Annotated in this window: 11 protein-coding genes; 3 read left to right on the top strand and 8 right to left on the bottom strand. The window is 42.5% G+C overall.

The window, feature by feature from the left end; genetic code table 11:
- Positions 1 to 232: 232 nt before the first annotated feature.
- The 4 genes from A4S05_RS08370 to A4S05_RS08355 all read right to left on the bottom strand — a co-directional run bounded on the left by A4S05_RS08370 (position 233) and on the right by A4S05_RS08355 (position 6,035).
- A complete protein-coding gene (locus A4S05_RS08370) occupies positions 233 to 1,786 on the bottom strand; it encodes a serine/threonine-protein kinase (RefSeq protein ID WP_069069373.1) in 1,554 nt (517 codons plus the stop codon).
- 755 nt (positions 1,787 to 2,541) lie between these two features.
- Positions 2,542 to 3,555 (bottom strand): glycosyltransferase family 2 protein, encoded by a 1,014-nt coding sequence (locus A4S05_RS08365; RefSeq protein WP_069069372.1) that lies wholly within the window; start codon positions 3,553 to 3,555, stop codon positions 2,542 to 2,544.
- Between the two features lie 239 nt (positions 3,556 to 3,794).
- Positions 3,795 to 4,241, bottom strand: coding sequence for a hypothetical protein (locus tag A4S05_RS08360; RefSeq protein WP_069069371.1), 447 nt, complete (start codon positions 4,239 to 4,241; stop codon positions 3,795 to 3,797).
- Positions 4,242 to 4,835: 594 nt separating this feature from the next.
- Positions 4,836 to 6,035 carry an anhydro-N-acetylmuramic acid kinase gene (locus A4S05_RS08355; protein WP_069069370.1) on the bottom strand — a complete coding sequence of 400 codons (1,200 nt, stop codon included), beginning with the start codon at positions 6,033 to 6,035 and terminating at the stop codon, positions 4,836 to 4,838.
- Positions 6,036 to 6,416: 381 nt separating this feature from the next.
- Here A4S05_RS08355 and A4S05_RS08350 point away from each other — a divergent pair, with 381 nt between their 5' ends.
- Both A4S05_RS08350 and A4S05_RS08345 read left to right on the top strand, forming a co-directional pair.
- A complete protein-coding gene (locus A4S05_RS08350; protein ID WP_069069369.1) occupies positions 6,417 to 7,832 on the top strand; it encodes a folate/biopterin family MFS transporter in 1,416 nt (471 codons plus the stop codon).
- A gap of 133 nt (positions 7,833 to 7,965) precedes the next feature.
- Positions 7,966 to 9,465 carry a carotenoid oxygenase family protein gene (locus tag A4S05_RS08345; RefSeq protein ID WP_069069368.1) on the top strand — a complete coding sequence of 500 codons (1,500 nt, stop codon included), beginning with the start codon at positions 7,966 to 7,968 and terminating at the stop codon, positions 9,463 to 9,465.
- 4 nt (positions 9,466 to 9,469) lie between these two features.
- On the opposite strand, the gene A4S05_RS08340 is transcribed toward A4S05_RS08345, so the two are convergent.
- The 4 genes from A4S05_RS08340 to kdpA form a co-directional block, all read right to left on the bottom strand.
- Entirely contained in the window at positions 9,470 to 10,627 is a 1,158-nt protein-coding gene (locus A4S05_RS08340) for a universal stress protein (RefSeq protein ID WP_069069367.1), read from the bottom strand.
- 81 nt (positions 10,628 to 10,708) lie between these two features.
- Positions 10,709 to 11,308: a K(+)-transporting ATPase subunit C gene (gene kdpC / locus A4S05_RS08335; protein ID WP_069069366.1), complete on the bottom strand. Its 600-nt coding sequence runs from the start codon at positions 11,306 to 11,308 to the stop codon at positions 10,709 to 10,711.
- A gap of 336 nt (positions 11,309 to 11,644) precedes the next feature.
- The gene (gene kdpB / locus A4S05_RS08330; RefSeq protein ID WP_069069365.1) at positions 11,645 to 13,750 is read right to left on the bottom strand and encodes a potassium-transporting ATPase subunit KdpB; all 2,106 of its coding nucleotides are present in this window, start codon (positions 13,748 to 13,750) and stop codon (positions 11,645 to 11,647) included.
- Positions 13,751 to 14,192: 442 nt separating this feature from the next.
- Entirely contained in the window at positions 14,193 to 15,878 is a 1,686-nt protein-coding gene (gene kdpA, locus A4S05_RS08325) for a potassium-transporting ATPase subunit KdpA (protein WP_069069364.1), read from the bottom strand.
- 589 nt (positions 15,879 to 16,467) lie between these two features.
- Here kdpA and A4S05_RS08320 point away from each other — a divergent pair.
- On the top strand, positions 16,468 to 17,565 hold the full coding sequence (locus A4S05_RS08320; RefSeq protein WP_069069402.1) for a sensor histidine kinase: 1,098 nt from the start codon (positions 16,468 to 16,470) through the stop codon (positions 17,563 to 17,565).
- The last annotated feature ends 76 nt before the right edge of the window (positions 17,566 to 17,641 follow it).

Genomic DNA, 17,641 nt, shown 5'->3' with positions numbered 1-17,641 from the left:
TAATTGAGCAGCTAGTGATTTCACTCTTTATACATATAACTAGAACTTACATCTTTATATATATTTTGTTTATAAAAGTTTACATTATTTGAGTGACGACCCCTTAGTTACATCTAAAACAGGTAACATTAAGAAATTATTCCTAGTAGTCTCTCAAGGCAAGTTTGCTTTATTTAAAATTCTCCGCGTCTCTGTGTCAGTCCTAAGCCGTCAAATTTGGATTGACAGACCACTAGCTGGAAAGATCGTATGGAGAATCTGTATCAATACTTTCTAGTTTTGTTAGAATTTGAGGCTTAATCTTTTCATACTCGCTTTTGAGTAAGCTTTTACTGATTTGTGGGTCAGCAGAGGACATTAAGGTGTTGCTCATTGCGACCCACTCTTGTAATCGCTGGCGTTGGGCAGAAGCAACGCTGGAAAGTAAGATATGGGTACAGCGATTTGGTGTTTCTCGTGCAAAGAATAACAAGCGGTAGTAACCTGTGTGCTGGAGTAATCTGGCAATTTCTTGACCAAGACTGCTTTTGAAATCAAGGTAATAAGGCAACCATTTAGCACCATGCTTGCGGTTATAGATGACAGTAATCCATAGCAACATGGGATGAGGAATCGAGATGAAAAGAAATTGGTTATAGCGGGTACAGAGTAAGCGCTTTTGAATTTCTGCTTGTGGTAGCATCACCCATAGGGCTGGTAGAATCTCCCCATTGGTTTGAATGGTCTGGGGAAAGACAATATCGGCAATTGGTTTATTTTGGGGCCAGGAAATGGCACGAGCGATTTCATCGTTTGACCAGGATACCCGCAAATCGGCTTTAGTCTTTTGTTCAAGCTCAGGGCTAGCTGTACTAGAAGGAACTAGAGCATGGCTGTCTTGCTGAATTTTGCGTGTATGCTCAGGCTTTTCTAGAGATGCTAAAACTCTGAGAATTTCAGTGATGCTTTGGGGGCGATCGCGTGCTAGTTTAGCTAGACAACTCATCACCAAATTTTCAATTTCTTTTGGTAGTTCTAATCCAGGCACAACCTCAGCAAAAGAACGTGGTTTTTGATAGTGATGTGTTTTATACCATGCTCCAAAAGAGTGAGTTGGTGCTACCAGTGGCATTTTGCCTGTGAGCATCTCAAACATCATGACGCCCAAACTATAAATATCAGCACGGTTGTCTAATTCCTTACCCTCCATCTGTTCGGGAGAAGAATAAGCCAATGTCCCTAAATAGAATTTTGTATGGTCACCATCTGACTGTAATAATTTAGCAATACCAAAATCTAGAACCTTGACCAATTCTCCAAAACTGGGATCTTGAATCACCAGCATATTACTTGGCTTGACATCACGATGGATAATTGGGCAAATAGTACCATCAACTGGGATGCCATCATGGGCACACTGTAATCCTAGGCTGAGTTGACGCGCCATACTCAGGAATCTTGGTAAAGGCAGTCGTTGCTTGCGAATAATATTGTTCAGGCTTTGTCCTTGTAGATATTCCATGACGTAGAACGGGGTGTTATTGTCATCTACGCCATAATCCATAACTCGGACAATATGGATGCTTTTTTGCCCTAGTAAAGCACAGGTTTTTGCTTCTCGCTCAAAGCGGTCTTGCAATCGCATCTTTTCATTTTGGATTGAGAGAGCCAGAAACTTAACCGCAACAGGTACACCTCCCAACAAAGTATCTTTAGCACGATAAACCCGACCCATTGCTCCAGTACCGATTAACTCCTGGAGTTGGTAGCGTTTGCTGAGTAAGCGACCAATGTTGGGGTCTGACATAGAAAATTTGAATCCAAAAGCAGGTTGTAAGTGTTTGGGAGGAAAAAGTTATTGCGTCTAGAAATGACTTTCTACGCTCGTACCGCAAGCTAGAAGTCGGAAGTCAAAAGGCAAAAAGCTTATAGGATAGGCTTTTGTGCGATTTTCAATCGTTGCTCTATTTGGGCGGTGCTGTACTAGCTTTTTCAGTCGTCTTTTAGAGGATTGAAACCATAATCTAGCAGTTTGTAACCAAGACGGTTATTACAACTGGTGCAATATGCTAAATCAAACAAGCAGAAAAGGTAGATTTATAATGATGCTTTGTACCATTTTGCACTTTAATTGTGGTGTAGTTTTAGTTTGCCCAATTTTGACTAAATAGATAACTCTGGGGTATGCCAAAAACTTTAATTAGGAAGTACCACACTCACCACAGAGTTCTGAAAATTGAGTAATGAGTGCAGAGTGCAGTCTCTTCTATACGAGAGGCTGCACTACACGCTAGAGCGTCTCCCCTTCGGTGCGAGACGAGCTTTCTATATTCGGAGAAGACCGCACTGGCCTGACTACACAGACAAAACTCACCTCCGCAGGTCATCAAACCCTTGAATTGGTATGCTTTCCACGGAGGCAGACTTTGCTTATGTAGTAGCTAATCATAGTCGCCCAATACTCTTAAAAAATCCTCTTATGGCCTGACCATATTTTTGACCTTTAGGCTCATTATAAAACTATGTAATGATGCCTTTTTATTAATAAAACTGTCATAGCTACTAATTGGTAGTTTTTCGTTTTTTTTGTATATTAGGATAAATGTCAAAACTTGATTTATTACCCATTACATAGTATTGAAATCGACGCTCGATAATTTTGTTCAATCGGGAAATAAAATCATAAAGAAAGCCTGGATTGTTCCTAATTTCTGTCAATGCTGTGATCAATTTCCCTTGTTTTATTGGCTCTACAACTTGAAGGTAAGCTACATTTTTCTTATAGACTGCAAGATTATAAGACAGAGCGTGCATTAAAGCTGGATTCTTTTTCACAATCTCTTGTTGCATGAAAGAATTAGTAGCTTTGCAGTATTGATTTAGACGTGGTAATTGGCTTTGATATACAAGAGAGCCAGAGCGCGAACGGTAGAAATAATAAGGTTTTGGTTCAAGAAAAAAGCGAGATCCTTTGATTAAGCATTTCATATCCAGCCAAAAGTCTTGACCCATTCTGATGTCTTCATCATATTCGATGCCGTGCTTAACCAAAAATTCTCGTTTGAATAGAGGCTTGCTTAAACCAAGATGCAACCCTGGTTGCCCATAGACATCAGTTTCTACAAAATAAACAATATCAATTTGGAGAGTTTTATCTATACTTTCTCCACTTTCTTCAATTAATGTGCTCCAAGGGGATGTTTCACCATCCTTGATTAAATAAACATCATCAGCAATCATGTCTGCATTTATTTCATTTGCCCGCGACACAAGCTTTTCTAATCTTTCTGGAGCATACCAATCATCTGAATCAAGCACAGCAATCCATTCTCCTTGGGCTGCTCTAAGGGCACGATTTCGTGCAGCAGCAGCCCCAAGATTTTGTTGATTAACTATTACTTTGAGACGTTGGTCTTTAAAACTTTTAGCGACTTCGACAGTTTTATCACTTGAAGCATCATCGACTATAATAACTTCAATATCAGTAAGTGTTTGCTCTAAAGCTGATTCTATTGACTTCGCAATATAAGCTTCAGTATTGTAAGCAGGGATAATGACAGAGACTTTAGGATTCATAAAACTGGACTCTAGACTACAAGATTCGGTAAAAATACTAAAAGTCTGACGATAATTTGATAATTTATTTTTTAGTATACAACTCAGTAGTTAAGTGAGAATAAATGATGATTCCTTAAGCTCGTGGGGAGTGTGGGGAGGAATTGAGAATGGGCAAACATTGAGCGCTTTGTGCAACGACACCTCCCACACCTCCCCCACACTCCACACTATCCGACTCTATGAGTGAGAAATTCGGGTTAGGTTGGCTGACGCTCTAGACTAGCTTCCATTGTGTTAGTTAAAAAATGACCAGCCAAGATGCCACTACTGAGGTAATATGTATCTTCCGAAATCCGGTGTAGGGTTTCAAAGCCGCTACGACGCTGACGATCGCCTAGTACCCAGTAACGCTGTACGATAGTATCTAGACCAATCCAGCCTTCGCCTTCAACCTGCCCCAAAATATTATGTTGTAGTAAAAAAGTATACTGACGCTCTCCATCATGTAGCCGCCCCTTGTATTGTAGAGAGATTTCTGAGCGATCGCTACCTGGGAATATCAGTTTTGTAGCCATAGTAAACCAGTTATCTCGATTCCAAGCTACCAAGGTCATACCCTTGACACTGATTGGCATACCATTACGTTCTAGCCAATTTCCTTGCATTGTCCAGCGTCCTGGTTCCAATAAAAAAGTATGAGCCACCTTTTATATTCCCTGCCTTGATCGAGTACCGCCAAGACTACAGTTATAGCAGTACTAAGTTGTGTTAGCGATAGCGGGGCGTTTAGCCCGTGAAGATTGAAGGAGGCAGGAGGCAGGAGGCAGGAGGCAGGAGGCAGAAGGTTTTTTTTCACTTATGGGATTCAAACCCCTCCTGAAAAAGAGCCACCAAATTAAAAATTTGGAGTTCTTGTCTTAAACCCAAGACCCTATGCGGGCTGTTACAGATAGCGCAGCGGTAGCTCAGGAAAGGAGCGTCGGGCAGTTTTCCTCTACTCTTGACTGCCCGACGCTCGCGGACTCGCTAACGCTGCGCTATCTGCCTCCAACATCCTCGATAAAGAAATTTTTTTGTCTTGTTATAAGAAGAATTCAGAACTCAGGAGTCAGAATTCAGAATTGAATTGGAGTCCGACTGGGTAATTAATATTGGTTTAAAATCTTGCCCGCAAGTGGCGCGAAAAAATTAAAATATTCTCGCCTTAAAACTCTATCCCTTTATGGGTAGAGTATTCACCAATTCTGAATTCTGAATTCTGAATTCTGACTCCTGTTTTATTGTTCCTGTTTTAGGACTCAGGACTGACTTTGATGTATTTCTCCCAAAAGTACTTCTTGAGGTGCTCCAGTGGCAGTAGGTAAGTTGCCAGGGATACCCAAATGTCGCCAGTAGGCTAAAACTGCAAAGGCGATCGCTTCTTTAAAATCTGCACTCAATCCGACTTCATCTGTAGTCCAGACTGGTATTGATGTCAATAATAACTGTAATCTTTGTTTCAAATAGAGATTTCGACTACCACCGCCACATAATAGTACCCGTTGTGGCATTTCCGGCAAAAAAGTGCGGTAACTGTGAACAATTGAAGCAGCTGTAAGTTCGGTAAGGGTTGCCAGTATGTCAGCAGGATTAAGTTGGTATGCTTGGGCATCTTTTAAACACTGATGCAGGTAAGTCACACCAAATAACTCTCGTCCAGTCGATTTGGGCGGCGGTAGATGAAAGTAGTCTTGGTTGAGCCATTGTTCTACCAAAGGATGGCAAGGAGTACCACTCGCTGCCCAATTGCCATCTTCATCGTAAGTTTTAGCACCAGCGCTTAAATGCTCTACCGCCAGATCCAACAGACTATTTCCTGGGCCAGTATCCCAAGCGCGAATTTTTGAGAGCCAGTCGCCATGTCGAGGTGGAATATAAGCAACATTGCCAATACCACCGATGTTTTGAATACAACGCCCTTCCTGGGGATGACTGAGTAAATAGGCATCTACTCTGGGTACGAGAGGCGCACCATGACCACCAATAGCGATATCAGCAACACGGAAATTGCTCACAGTTGTAATGCCCGTAAGATGGGCAATTAATTCACCGCGCCCTATTTGCAGACTATAACCGAGTGGGGAATAAGGAGTGGTTTTCTTTTCTATTTCCCTATCCGCAGGTGGTCGATGATAAACTGTCTGACCGTGGGAACCAATGAGAGTTGCTGGCTGATGATCAATTTGAATATTTTGAGCGGCTTGGGCAAAGACAATGGCGATCGCATCATCTATTTCTGCCAATTCTGCCATTGAAATGGCAACGCCTGCACCAACCGCCAATATTTTTTCTCTGAGTTCGGCTGGATAAGGATATGTTGCGCCCGCTAGCAACTCAACTTTGAGATCCAATTCTGTACCGGAAATCTCTACCAAAGCAGCGTCTATGCCATCTACGGACGTGCCACTAATTAAACCGATAACGCGAGTAGGGACAGCAGCTTCTTCAGTCGGATGCATTGATAAAGATTCTTTTGTTGATTAGCAAGAGGTAGTTTAATTCATGTTACTAGCTATGTCAAAAAAACATCAGATGGCATAGTTAACTATCCCCAGGCTCTACGTTTGCGTAGTGTGCCGTAACCTGGATTTAAAAAGTTCCATTGAAAAGTCAACATTCAATAAAAATTAGGGCGAGCTTACTTAAGCTCGCCCTAATTTTTTTCCCATTCATTTTATGATCAGCGGCTCTACAACACTTAGATAATGCCCGAATTGCTTCCTGCTTAGAGGTGTGGGCATTGTCCACAGGCTTAACTTGGGATAGAAATGATCCTAAAACCCAGGTCTTAAGAATCGATATGATAGAAAAGTAGATAAAACTTAAAAAATATTTATCGAATGGTGCTTCAATCATCTGGCTTGTCCAAGATCAAAGACTCACTAACACAAAAAATCTTTTTGGGTAATGAACCCAATGCTGAGTTGATTGCAATTCTCACCGTTTACTTTGTCCAAGGAATTTTAGGGTTATCACGTCTAGCCGTGAGCTTTTTCCTCAAAGATGAACTGCTGCTGAGTCCAGTCGAGGTGTCGGCGCTATTGGGAATTGTCTTCCTACCTTGGATGATCAAGCCGGTGTTTGGTTTTATCTCTGATGGTTTGCCTATATTTGGCTATCGTCGGCGTCCTTACTTGATTTTATCCGGGATACTGGGAACTGCTTCCTGGGTGAGTTTGGCCACAATAGTTCATACTAGCTGGGCAGCTACCTTAGCGATCGCTCTTGGTTCTCTGTCTGTCGCCATGAGTGATGTGATAGTTGACTCGCTGGTTGTAGAACGAGCCAGAGGCGAATCCCAAGCGAAAGCTGGTTCACTACAATCTCTGTGTTGGGGTGCTTCTGCGATCGGAGGTTTAATCACAGCATACTTCAGTGGTCTGCTGCTCCAATACTGTACTACCCGTACTGTCTTTGGAATTACCGCCCTCTTCCCTCTCATTGTCTCAGGGGTAGCTTGGTTAATTGCTGAGTCCCCTGTCAGCAAAGATGCTAAAGATAGTAATCACACCAACCCTTTAGCAATCAAAGATCAACTGAAGCAGCTACGTCAAGCCATTACCCAAAAAAGAATTTGGCTACCAACGGCCTTTGTCTTCATCTGGCAAGCTACCCCAAATGCTGACTCAGCCTTTTTCTACTTCGCTACCAACGAACTCCACTTTGAACCAGAATTTTTGGGGCGGGTAAACTTGGTGGGAAGTTTCGCTTCTTTGGCAGGTGTTTGGATTTTTCAACGTTTCCTCAAGAGCATCCCTTTTCGGGTGATTTTTGCTTGGAGTACTGTGCTTTCCTCAATTTTGGGGATGACGATGCTGTTGTTAGTGACTCATACAAACAGGCTATTGGGTATAGATGACCACTGGTTTAGTTTGGGTGATAGCCTGATTCTCACTGTGATGGGGAAAATTGCCTTTATGCAAGTGATGGTTCTAGCAGCAAGGCTTTGTCCCCCTGGTGTGGAAGCGACATTATTTGCCTTGTTAATGTCGGTGTTTAATTCAGCAGCAACGGTTTCCCATGCATTCGGGGCATTAATCACCTATTGGCTGGGGATCACTGCAACAAACTTTGAGTCACTTTGGTTATTGGTGGTAATTACTAACCTCAGCACGCTGTTGCCCTTACCATTTATCAACTGGCTACCTGCTGCTGAGGAACAAACTGAGACACCCAAAGATGGAGAACAACCGTTTTTGCCAGATTTGATGTCTGAGTTGGTACTGAGAGAATCAGAGTCGAAAATAGTGGAATAGTGTAAGAAATCTCATGCAAATTCAAGCCAGTCTACTGCTTTGCTGTTGTAGTAACTGGCGGCGTAAAGTTGCAAATAACTTAATTTTAGCAGCTACATCTTTTTGTTCAAGATAACAATAATAAACCAAGTATATGCAGAGTTTTAAAAGTCAAGAGAGCTTAGTTACAGAAAAATCCTACACCCGTGCAGACTGGCAAGGAGGATATCAATCTCTCACCCAAGAATTTGATTATTGGATTGATGATATAGAAGGGCAAATTCCTACAGAATTACAAGGTACGCTGTTTAGAAATGGCCCTGGTTTACTGGATGTGAATGGGCAATCTCTTCATCACCCATTTGATGGGGACGGGATGATTAGCAAAATTACCTTTACTAATGGTCGTGCCCATTTTCGCAACCGCTTTGTCCGTACAACTGGCTATTTGGCAGAGCAAAAGGCGGGAAAAATTCTCTATCGCGGTACTTTTGGTACTCAAAAACCTGGTGGTTGGCTAGCTAATATATTTGACTTTAAACTCAAAAATATTGCTAATACAAATGTTATCCATTGGGGTGGTAAACTGCTAGCACTCTGGGAAGGATCTGAAGCACATCGCCTCGATCCCTACACTCTTGAAACCTTGGGGAATGAATATTTTAATGGTGTTTTGTCAGCAGGTGAAGCTTTCGCTGCACATCCCCGTTTGGAAAAAAATTGCGATCAAGATGGAGGTGCATCTTGCCTGGTAAATTTCTCAATTAAGCCAGGATTATCTACCACAATTACTATTTTTGAGCTAAACCCAACCGGTGAAATTATCAGACGGCACGCTCATAAGGTTCCAGGTTTCTGTTTTATTCACGATTTCGTAATTACTCCCAATTACTGTATATTCTTTCAAAATCCTGTCACCTTCAATCCCATACCTTTCGCCTTGGGAATACGTGCGGCAGGAGAATGTATTAAATTTCAGCAAAATCAGCCTACTCAAATTCTAATTATTCCCCGCTTCCCTAAAGAAGGGCAAGAAGAGATGAAAATTCTGGAAACTCAATCGGGTTTCGTCTTCCACCACGTTAATGCTTTTGAAGTGGGAGAGGAAGTTTTGATTGACTCCATTTGCTATCAAGATTTGCCAGAAGTGGAACCTAAAAGCGATTTTCGGGACGTTGATTTTGAGGCGCTTTCACCTGGACAACTTTGGCGATTTTATCTGAATCTCAAGAATGGAACAGTCCGACGGGAATTGATTGATGGCCGCTGTTGTGAATTTCCTAGCATACATCCGGCGAATGTAGGACATCTTTATCGATATCTATATATAGGTGCGGCTCATGCTGAGACTGGTAATGCTCCCTTACAAGCATTGCTGAAAATTGATTTAGAGTCTGGAGAAAGACAAATATGGAGTGCTGCACCCCGTGGTTTTGTGGGTGAACCGATTTTTGTCCCGCGCCCAGGTTCCGAAAAGGAAGATGATGGTTGGGTATTAGCTTTGGTTTATGATGCTACCCATCACCGCTCAGATTTGGTAATTTTGGATGCTAGTGATTTCTCTAAAGGAGCGATCGCGCGACTAAATTTGAAACATCATATCCCCTATGGTCTGCATGGGAGCTTTACTTCTGAGGTTTTTGGGGAAATTTGATTCCTTATTTGGGTGAAACCATTTTTTCGCTGGCAATAATATGTAAATCGATATTTTTGAGCAAGCGCACTAATTTTTGCGTCAAAGATCCTTTTATGAGCATTTGCCAGCGCGATCGCTGACTCTCTCCAATTACAATTTGGGTAATCCGATATTTCTCGGCGACTTCTGCGATCGCATTAGCTATGTTACCGTTGGTAACACGAATGAAAGTACCTTCAAATTCTTTACAGAGTTTCTCACATGTGTGGATGTGTAAGCTTTCCTCTTTGCTAAGGAAACGTTCTGGATCGGCAACGAATAAGGTATAAAGTGGCGCGTTCATATAGTTAGCCAGTCTCGCACCCCGGCGCAACAGTTGCACTGAATTGGGATAGGTGGATACACACACCAAAACCCGCTCGTGAATATTACAAAATTGCCCGTTGGGGATAGTGGCGATCGCATTTTCTTCCACGTTGTCTGCTACTTCCCGCAAAGCCAACTCCCGCAAAGCAATCAGGTTACGGCGTTGGAAAAAGTTATCGAGGGATTGTTGAATTTTTTGCGATTCATAAATCTTTCCTTCTAACAACCGTTCTTGCAGTGTTTCCGGTGTGACATCCACTACTACTATTTCGTCTGCATCATCCAGAATCCTATCAGGAACACGCTCACGGACTATCACGCTTGTAATTCTGGCTACTAAGTCATTAAGACTTTCCAAATGTTGGACATTCATTGTGGAGTAGACATCAATACCTGCTGCTAAAACTACTTCTACATCTTCGTAGCGTTTTTCACGTGGGGAACCAGGGACATTGGTATGAGCAAGTTCATCAATTAAGACTAATTGAGGCGATCGCTTTAAAATAGCATCTGTATCCATATCCGTTAGCGTCAACTCACCGCGAGGATATTGCTTACGGGGTAAAATCTCCAGTCCCTCTGCTTTTTCAGCCGTCTCTTTCCGTCCGTGAGTTTCTAAAAGCCCAACAACGACATCAATTCCTTCCTGTTTGAGTGCATGTCCCTCTTCCAGCATTCGGTAAGTTTTACCTACCCCAGGAGCCATGCCAATAAATATTTTATGCTTTCCCCGTCGTCGTGCCGGATAAAGCGAGTAACTTCCAGAATTTAAAGGTGCAGTGCCAGCAGAACTAGCATTACTATTGTCTGACATTTCATTCTTGGTATTTGTATGGCAATCCTATTTCATCAGAAAACGGCACTTTACCTATGCCCAATGCCCCATTCACTTTTATTAATTTTGCTGACGATTAATATCTTGCAAGTCAAGAGCATAATTCAATCGGAGAACATTGACCCCTGGCTCACCAAAAATCCATAAAAATCTGCCATCAGTATACTTATTAATTAAAGGTAGAATCTCATCTTCTTTTACTCCCCGCGCACCAGCAACCCGTGTCAATTGTTGCCGTGCTGCTCTGAAGGAAATATGTGGATCTAAACCGGAAGCAGAGGTATAAATTATATCGGCGATTGGTTGAAGATTTTCGTCTCGCAATTGATTGGACTGTTCTAGAATCCGCTTTAGTAGCTCTGGATTGCTAGCAGCGAGATTGCTAGCTCCAGATATGCCAGTTGGCCTAGCTCTTTTGCCTTGGCTATATCTAATAGTACTGGGACGAGGATGGAAATATCGCTCAGATGTGAACAGCTGACCAATCAAAGCCGAACCAATGGGTTCATTATTTAGATTCAGCATGATGCTGCCATTAGCTTGATAAGGCAAAAAGACTTGACCCACTACAAGGATTATCAGAGGATAGATAATTGCAGTCAACAACCAAAGCATTAGAGTTATAAAAATTGCTCTGATGGTTTCTCGAATAATAGCCATAAAAACTTTTCCAATTGCTCCTAGAATTTAATTTTTAATTTTTAATTTTTTAATTCTTTTGCCCACGCAGTAGAACGTTTCAGGGTGCTGTTAGCAACAGCATAAACAACTGGGGCAGTTACCACATTCAAGCACAGCAGGATAAAAATAGCGAGTGATAGGTGTTGTTTATGCCATTGCGACCAAACAAAGGACATAGCCGAAGCAGTGCTGAGTGAAAACGATGTTTATTCATATTCTTCTTGTTCTCCCTCTCAACAGGTAAAAGTAAAAATGTTTATTATTTTACTTTGTTCAAGATGTGCTAGTTTCACAGCGTCTTGACTTTTGCTGTCCTTAAGCCAAGCCTATAACTGTAATCAGTATATCGATCAGCTTAATAGCGATAAACGGTGCAATCACACCACCTAAGCCGTAAATTAAGATATTGCGTTGGAGTAGCTGATTAGCTGTCAGCGGTCTAAACCGCACACCCTTTAATGCCAAGGGAATCAACGCAGGAATAATCAAAGCATTATAAATTAGCGCTGATAGTACAGCAGATTTAGGGCTAGTCAAATTCATAATATTCAAGCTTTGCAGGTTAGCAGCGACAAATATCACTGGAATAATTGCAAAGTATTTAGCAATATCATTAGCGATAGAAAATGTCGTTAATGCTCCACGAGTAATCAACAATTGTTTGCCAATATTAATGATATCGATCAGCTTTGTGGGATCGGAGTCTAAATCGACCATGTTGGCGGCTTCTTTGGCAGCTTGCGTTCCTGTATTCATGGCAACACCGACGTTAGCTTGGGCTAAAGCTGGAGCATCATTAGTCCCATCTCCTGTCATGGCAACCAGTTTGCCTGCTGCTTGTTCCTTTTTAATGACGCTGATTTTGTCTTCTGGTGTGGCTTCGGCAATGAAGTCATCAACCCCAGCTTCTCTGGCAATGACAGAAGCTGTAATTCGGTTATCGCCAGTTAGCATGATCGTACTCACTCCCATCCGTCGCAGTTGCTCAAAGCGATCGCGGATACCAGGTTTAACTATATCTTTGAGATAAATAATTCCATAGATTTCGTTATCGAGGCTAACTGCTAAAGGTGTACCTCCCAGGCGAGAAACTCGTTCATAGGCAGCATCTAATTCTGGCGTATCGCGTCCGTTGCGGGAACGGACAAATCCTTTAATGGCTTCTACTGCTCCCTTCCTCGCCTCATACCCACCAGGTAAATTAGTACCACTCATGCGTGTTTTGGCAGAAAAATCGACTGCTTCTGCCTGACTGGAGTCGAAATCAAACCGTGCTACTAACTTTTCTGCCAGTCGGACAATGGATTTACCTTCTGGTGTATTGTCAAAGACACTAGCCGCCCAGGCAACATTAGCAATTTCCGACATTGAATGACCGTTGATAGGAATAAATTCTTCCGCTAAACGGTTGCCGATGGTAATTGTACCTGTCTTATCGAGAATTAAAGTGTTGACATCACCACATGCTTCAACTGCTCGTCCGGAAGTAGCAATGACGTTAAATTGAGCAACTCGATCCATACCAGCAATGCCGATGGTACTTAGCAAGCCGCCAATGGTTGTAGGAATCAATGCCACTAATAGGGCAATCAAAATTGGCACGCTGACTGGACTATTGACATAGTATGCAAGTGCGGGCAGAGTTACCACGACTAATAAAAATACTAAGCTCAGAACTGCCAGCAATACTGTCAGGGCAATTTCATTGGGTGTTTTACTCCGTTCTGCCCCTTCCACCAAGGCAATCATCCGGTCAATAAAGCCTTTGCCTGGGTCAGATGTAATGCGGATAATTAGTTCATCTGAGATAATCCGCGTCCCGCCAGTGATGGAACTAGAAACGTCGGAGCCTGATTCTTTTAATACTGGTGCAGATTCCCCAGTAATTGCCGATTCATCCACTGAGGCGACACCCATAACTACTTCGCCATCGGCGGGGATGATATCGCCAGCAACGACGTAGATGGTATCGCCCTGTTTGAGACTGGTGGATGAAACTTCACTAATTGTGCCGTCGGGAGCAAGTTTTTTAGCGATCGTTTCTGATTTCGTTAACCGCAAGGCATCGGCTTGGGCTTTACCCCGTCCTTCTGCCAATGCTTCGGCAAAATTGGCAAACCAAACTGTAAAGAATAAAATCCCCGATAACAAACCGTTGAAAAGTTGCGGGTTCTTTTGCAGGGCTGGGCCAAATAGGTTGGGATCGATTGTCAGCAATAGGGTGATGATTGTCCCCACCCAAACCACAAACATCACTGGATTTTTAATTGCATACTTAGGGTTGAGCTTGACAAAAGCATCTCTAATTGCCCTTAAGTACAGCCACTTATTACTTGCCCTGGCCTTTTTACGTCCTTGGCGGCGATCGCCAGAACGAGAATTTGGGCGTCTAGCTTTGGAGTTAGTTGCCACTGGATTAATAAATAAAGTTAGGAGTTAGAAGTTAGGAGTTAGGAGTTAGGGGTTAGCCCGGATTTCTCACTCATAGTGTGGAGGGTGTGGGAGGTGTGGGAGGTTAGGAGTAGCGCTGCCAGGGTGAGTCTTGTATTCATTACTAGCTCAGAACTTGGAAGTTGAGCTTCTGAAGTCGGAATTTTCAAAATTCTAAAAGAACAAGTGAAAATTTTGTTTGAATGAATATGAAATTCAAGCTACACATTACCTTGACATGCTTAGAGTTAGGAGTTATTAGGAACTTCCAATGAAAAAAGATCCAACCTGTAGAATGCCTAATGCACCATCTGATGAAGGTGCATGACGTTATCGCTAACACCGCAACGCGCTGGCTCTCCTACGAAACCGGATAATTTATTTTTTGGTATTCTCTTAATTGCAAACTAATAACTAATAACTCATAAATTTTCTAACTGCCAGATGCTAGTTTTAAACCCTCTGCTATGGGGCCTAAAGCTAGAACGGGAAAGAAAGTTAACACTCCTAAAACCAGTGTCACTCCAGCCGTGATACCGGTAAATACCAGAGAATCTGTTCTTAGGGTAGCAGGGGTTTCGGGGACTGGTTGTTTGCGAGACATGCCATCAGCTAAGAGTAGAATGGCAATTATCGGAATGTAGCGTCCTCCTATTAAGCTAACTAAAGTACTCAAGTTCCACCATAGGGTGTTATCTCGCAACCCCTCTAAGCCGGAGCCATTATTTGCTGCTGCTGAGGCGTATTCATAAACTACTTGGGAAATGCCGTGATAGCCAGGGTTGCTAATTCCAGATAGGGAGATGGGATAAGCCAAGGCGATCGCACTGGGAATCAAAACTAGAATTGGATGAATTAACAGCACTACGCTAGCAAGGACGATTTCCCGCTTCTCAATTTTGCGTCCTAAAAACTCTGGGGTGCGTCCTGCCATTAGTCCAGTTAGGAACACTGTGAGAATTAAGTAAATAAATAGGTAAGCTGTTCCAGTTCCCTGACCGCCCCAGATAACCTGGATAAACAAGTTGAAGAGGGTCGAAAATAATCCTGGTGGCATCAAAGAATCATGCATCCCATTCACCGCACCAGACATAGTAGCGGTAGTCATCACTGCCCAAAATGACGTTTGTAACCAGCCAAATCGAACTTCTTTACCCTCTAAATTGGGCTGTTCTAATCCAAAGGCGTTATTAACCAGGGGATTACCTTGCAGTTCTCCCACGGCTGTCACTCCCACCAAAACGACAAAAATCACAAACACCATCCAAAAAAGTAGCCAAGCTTGTTTGATGTTGTTAGCAAATATACCGTAGGTGTAAATCAAGGCGGCGGGTATAGAAATCATGGCGATCATTTCTATCAAGTTAGAAGCGCCATTAGGATTTTCAAAGGGGTGAGCTGAGTTTACGCCAAAAAAACCTCCGCCGTTCTCGCCCAAAAGTTTGATCATTTCAAAGGATGCCACCGGGCCTCTGGCAAGATATTGCGTCCCGCCTTCTAAGGTTGTCACATCCATAGTCTTGGCTAATGTTTGTGGTACACCTGCTACAAGCAAGGCGATCGCGCCAATAATCGAAATCGGTAGCAATATTCGCGTAATTCCACGCACGATATCGACGTAAAAGTTACCCAACTTTCTACCAGTCAACCCGCGAATAAAGGCAATTCCCACAGATAAACCGGTAGCTGCGGAGGTGAACATCAAAAAGCCTAAAGCCGCTACCTGGCTAAAATAGCTCAAGGTTGTTTCACCAGCATAATGTTGCTGGTCGGTATTGGTAACAAATGAAATCGTTGTGTGTAGCAATACATCCCAGGTGGGCGCACCGAAGCCGTTTGGATTCCAGGGTAAGACTCTCTGAAAATAGATCAAAAAATATACTGAAATCCCCATGACAAGGTTAGTAACAAGTACAGCCCGGATATACTGCGAACCTGTCATATCATCCTTCCTCCGGACACCCGCAAGTACGAACATACTTCGCTCTATGGGGTTCATTAAAAAATCAAGCAGTGTTCTTTCTCCCAAGAAGACACGTGCTATGTATTTTCCGAATAGTGGAGTGATTGCTATCACAATACACAGCGTTAAGCTAATTTGCAAAAAACCTTGTCCCATATATCTTGCGCTAAATTAAATTTAAGTGCTAGCAAGCCAATTCTTAGAAATAACAGATTGAAGTATTTACTATTTTCAGTTATTACTATTTTCCAGATACTTGTTAAAGTTTTTGTTAAGAATATTTAATTTTTACTCTTAATTCATCTATCTCAACTAGTTAGGATTATTTGTTTATACAATACATTTTCAAAGTTTGCTACTTTCAAAGAATATAGCAATCCGATTTGATTTCTGAATCACTCGTAGAGGTAAGGGACTGGGGATTGGGGACTGGGGACTGGGAAGAAAGAATAAAGGTGTACTGAGTTTTGTTCAAAAATCAAATATGAGTCCTATATAAATATCCTAGAGGATTTTCTTAATGGGATTAGGGATTAGGAAGATTGTGGTATGTACCCCACTCCTTGTAGGCAAATACCCAGTCCCCAGTTCCCATTCACCTTTCCTGCATCTGGATAATCGTAATTTTCGGGTTAATTCTCAAAGTTGGCGTTTGCAGATATAGATTACAGATAGATCATAATTGGTGAATTAAATAGTTATGCAGATTGTATAGTCACGATTTTTTAGTAAATCATAAATGACGATGTTAAGTCGATTATTGACTATGAAAGAACCTATAAATGAACGTAGGGAGATATATGGGCTAATAGCGATCGCCTTTGCGATCGTTATAGTCTTGGAATATTTGACACCACCTGAGTACGTATTTGGCTACCTCTACACAGGGACGATTTTGTTAGCAGATTCTCGATTGAATCGGAAAGCAGTATTGGGGATCACTCTTGCCGCTACAGGATTAACATTGTTGAATTTGCTTGTCCCCGGAGGAGAAATGATTCATCTCCCAGCGTTAGCAAATCGGCTGATTGCAGTATTGGCGTTGATGGTAACAGGTTGGTTAAGCGATCGCAACCACCGCAATGAAGAAGCGATCGCTTATACCCAAGCACAATTACGCTCCCAAGAACAACTAGCTACCATGCGTGAAGATTTTGTTTCCACCCTAACGCATGATTTGAAAACACCCCTATTAGGAGCAATTGAAACGCTGAAATATTTTCAAAATGAGCAATTTGGTGAAATCACACCAATACAAGCAAAAGTCCTACAAACAATGGCTCGTAGTCATCGCAGTACACTGCAATTAGTCCAAACACTTTTAGACGTATACCGCAATGATACTGAAGGGCTGAAACTACAGATATCACCAGTTAACTTGGTGACTGTGGCGGAGGAAATCATCGCTACCCTGACTGAACTAGCGAAAACACGCCAGGTTTATATTTCTCTGCACTATGGCGAATCAGATTTTCGGAGCTTTCTTTGGGTAAATGGCGATTCTTTGCAACTTGGGCGAGTTTTTACTAATCTCCTGAGTAATGGCATTAACCATACCCCTCGTGGCGGTAAAGTGGAAGTAGTATTTGAAGGTTATTCTAGCGATCAAGTGGTAAAAATACTCGATACTGGTTCCGGCATTACCGAAAAAGAGTTACCCCACTTATTTGAGAGATTTTATCAAGGAAATAGCGATCGCCACGTTTCCGGATCTGGGCTAGGGCTTTATTTGACCAGACAAATTATTACTGCTCATGGGGGTACAATTTGGGCAGAGAATCGCTCACCACGAGGCGCACTATTTGGTTTTCGACTCCCAGCTTGTCCACCACCGGGGAGTTGAGGAGTGAGCAGGGGAGGCAGGGGAGCAGAGGGAGCAGGGGAGCAGAGGAGCAGAGGGAGCAGGGGGAGAATAATAA

Source organism: Nostoc sp. KVJ20, assembly GCF_001712795.1.
GTDB lineage: Bacteria > Cyanobacteriota > Cyanobacteriia > Cyanobacteriales > Nostocaceae > Nostoc.
This window is presented reverse-complemented; position numbering and strand designations above follow the sequence as displayed.

What these genes read in the sequence shown, in the direction of transcription:
- A4S05_RS08345 (WP_069069368.1), top strand. Translation starts at nt 7,966, where the DNA reads ATGCAGAGTTTTAAAAGTCAAGAGAGCTTAGTTACAGAAAAATCCTAC.
- A4S05_RS08365 (WP_069069372.1), bottom strand. Translation starts at nt 3,555, where the DNA reads ATGAATCCTAAAGTCTCTGTCATTATCCCTGCTTACAATACTGAAGCT.
- A4S05_RS08340 (WP_069069367.1), bottom strand. Translation starts at nt 10,627, where the DNA reads ATGTCAGACAATAGTAATGCTAGTTCTGCTGGCACTGCACCTTTAAAT.
- A4S05_RS08320 (WP_069069402.1), top strand. Translation starts at nt 16,468, where the DNA reads ATGTTAAGTCGATTATTGACTATGAAAGAACCTATAAATGAACGTAGG.
- A4S05_RS08355 (WP_069069370.1), bottom strand. Translation starts at nt 6,035, where the DNA reads ATGCATCCGACTGAAGAAGCTGCTGTCCCTACTCGCGTTATCGGTTTA.
- kdpC (WP_069069366.1), bottom strand. Translation starts at nt 11,308, where the DNA reads ATGGCTATTATTCGAGAAACCATCAGAGCAATTTTTATAACTCTAATG.
- kdpA (WP_069069364.1), bottom strand. Translation starts at nt 15,878, where the DNA reads ATGGGACAAGGTTTTTTGCAAATTAGCTTAACGCTGTGTATTGTGATA.
- A4S05_RS08350 (WP_069069369.1), top strand. Translation starts at nt 6,417, where the DNA reads ATGGTGCTTCAATCATCTGGCTTGTCCAAGATCAAAGACTCACTAACA.
- A4S05_RS08370 (WP_069069373.1), bottom strand. Translation starts at nt 1,786, where the DNA reads ATGTCAGACCCCAACATTGGTCGCTTACTCAGCAAACGCTACCAACTC.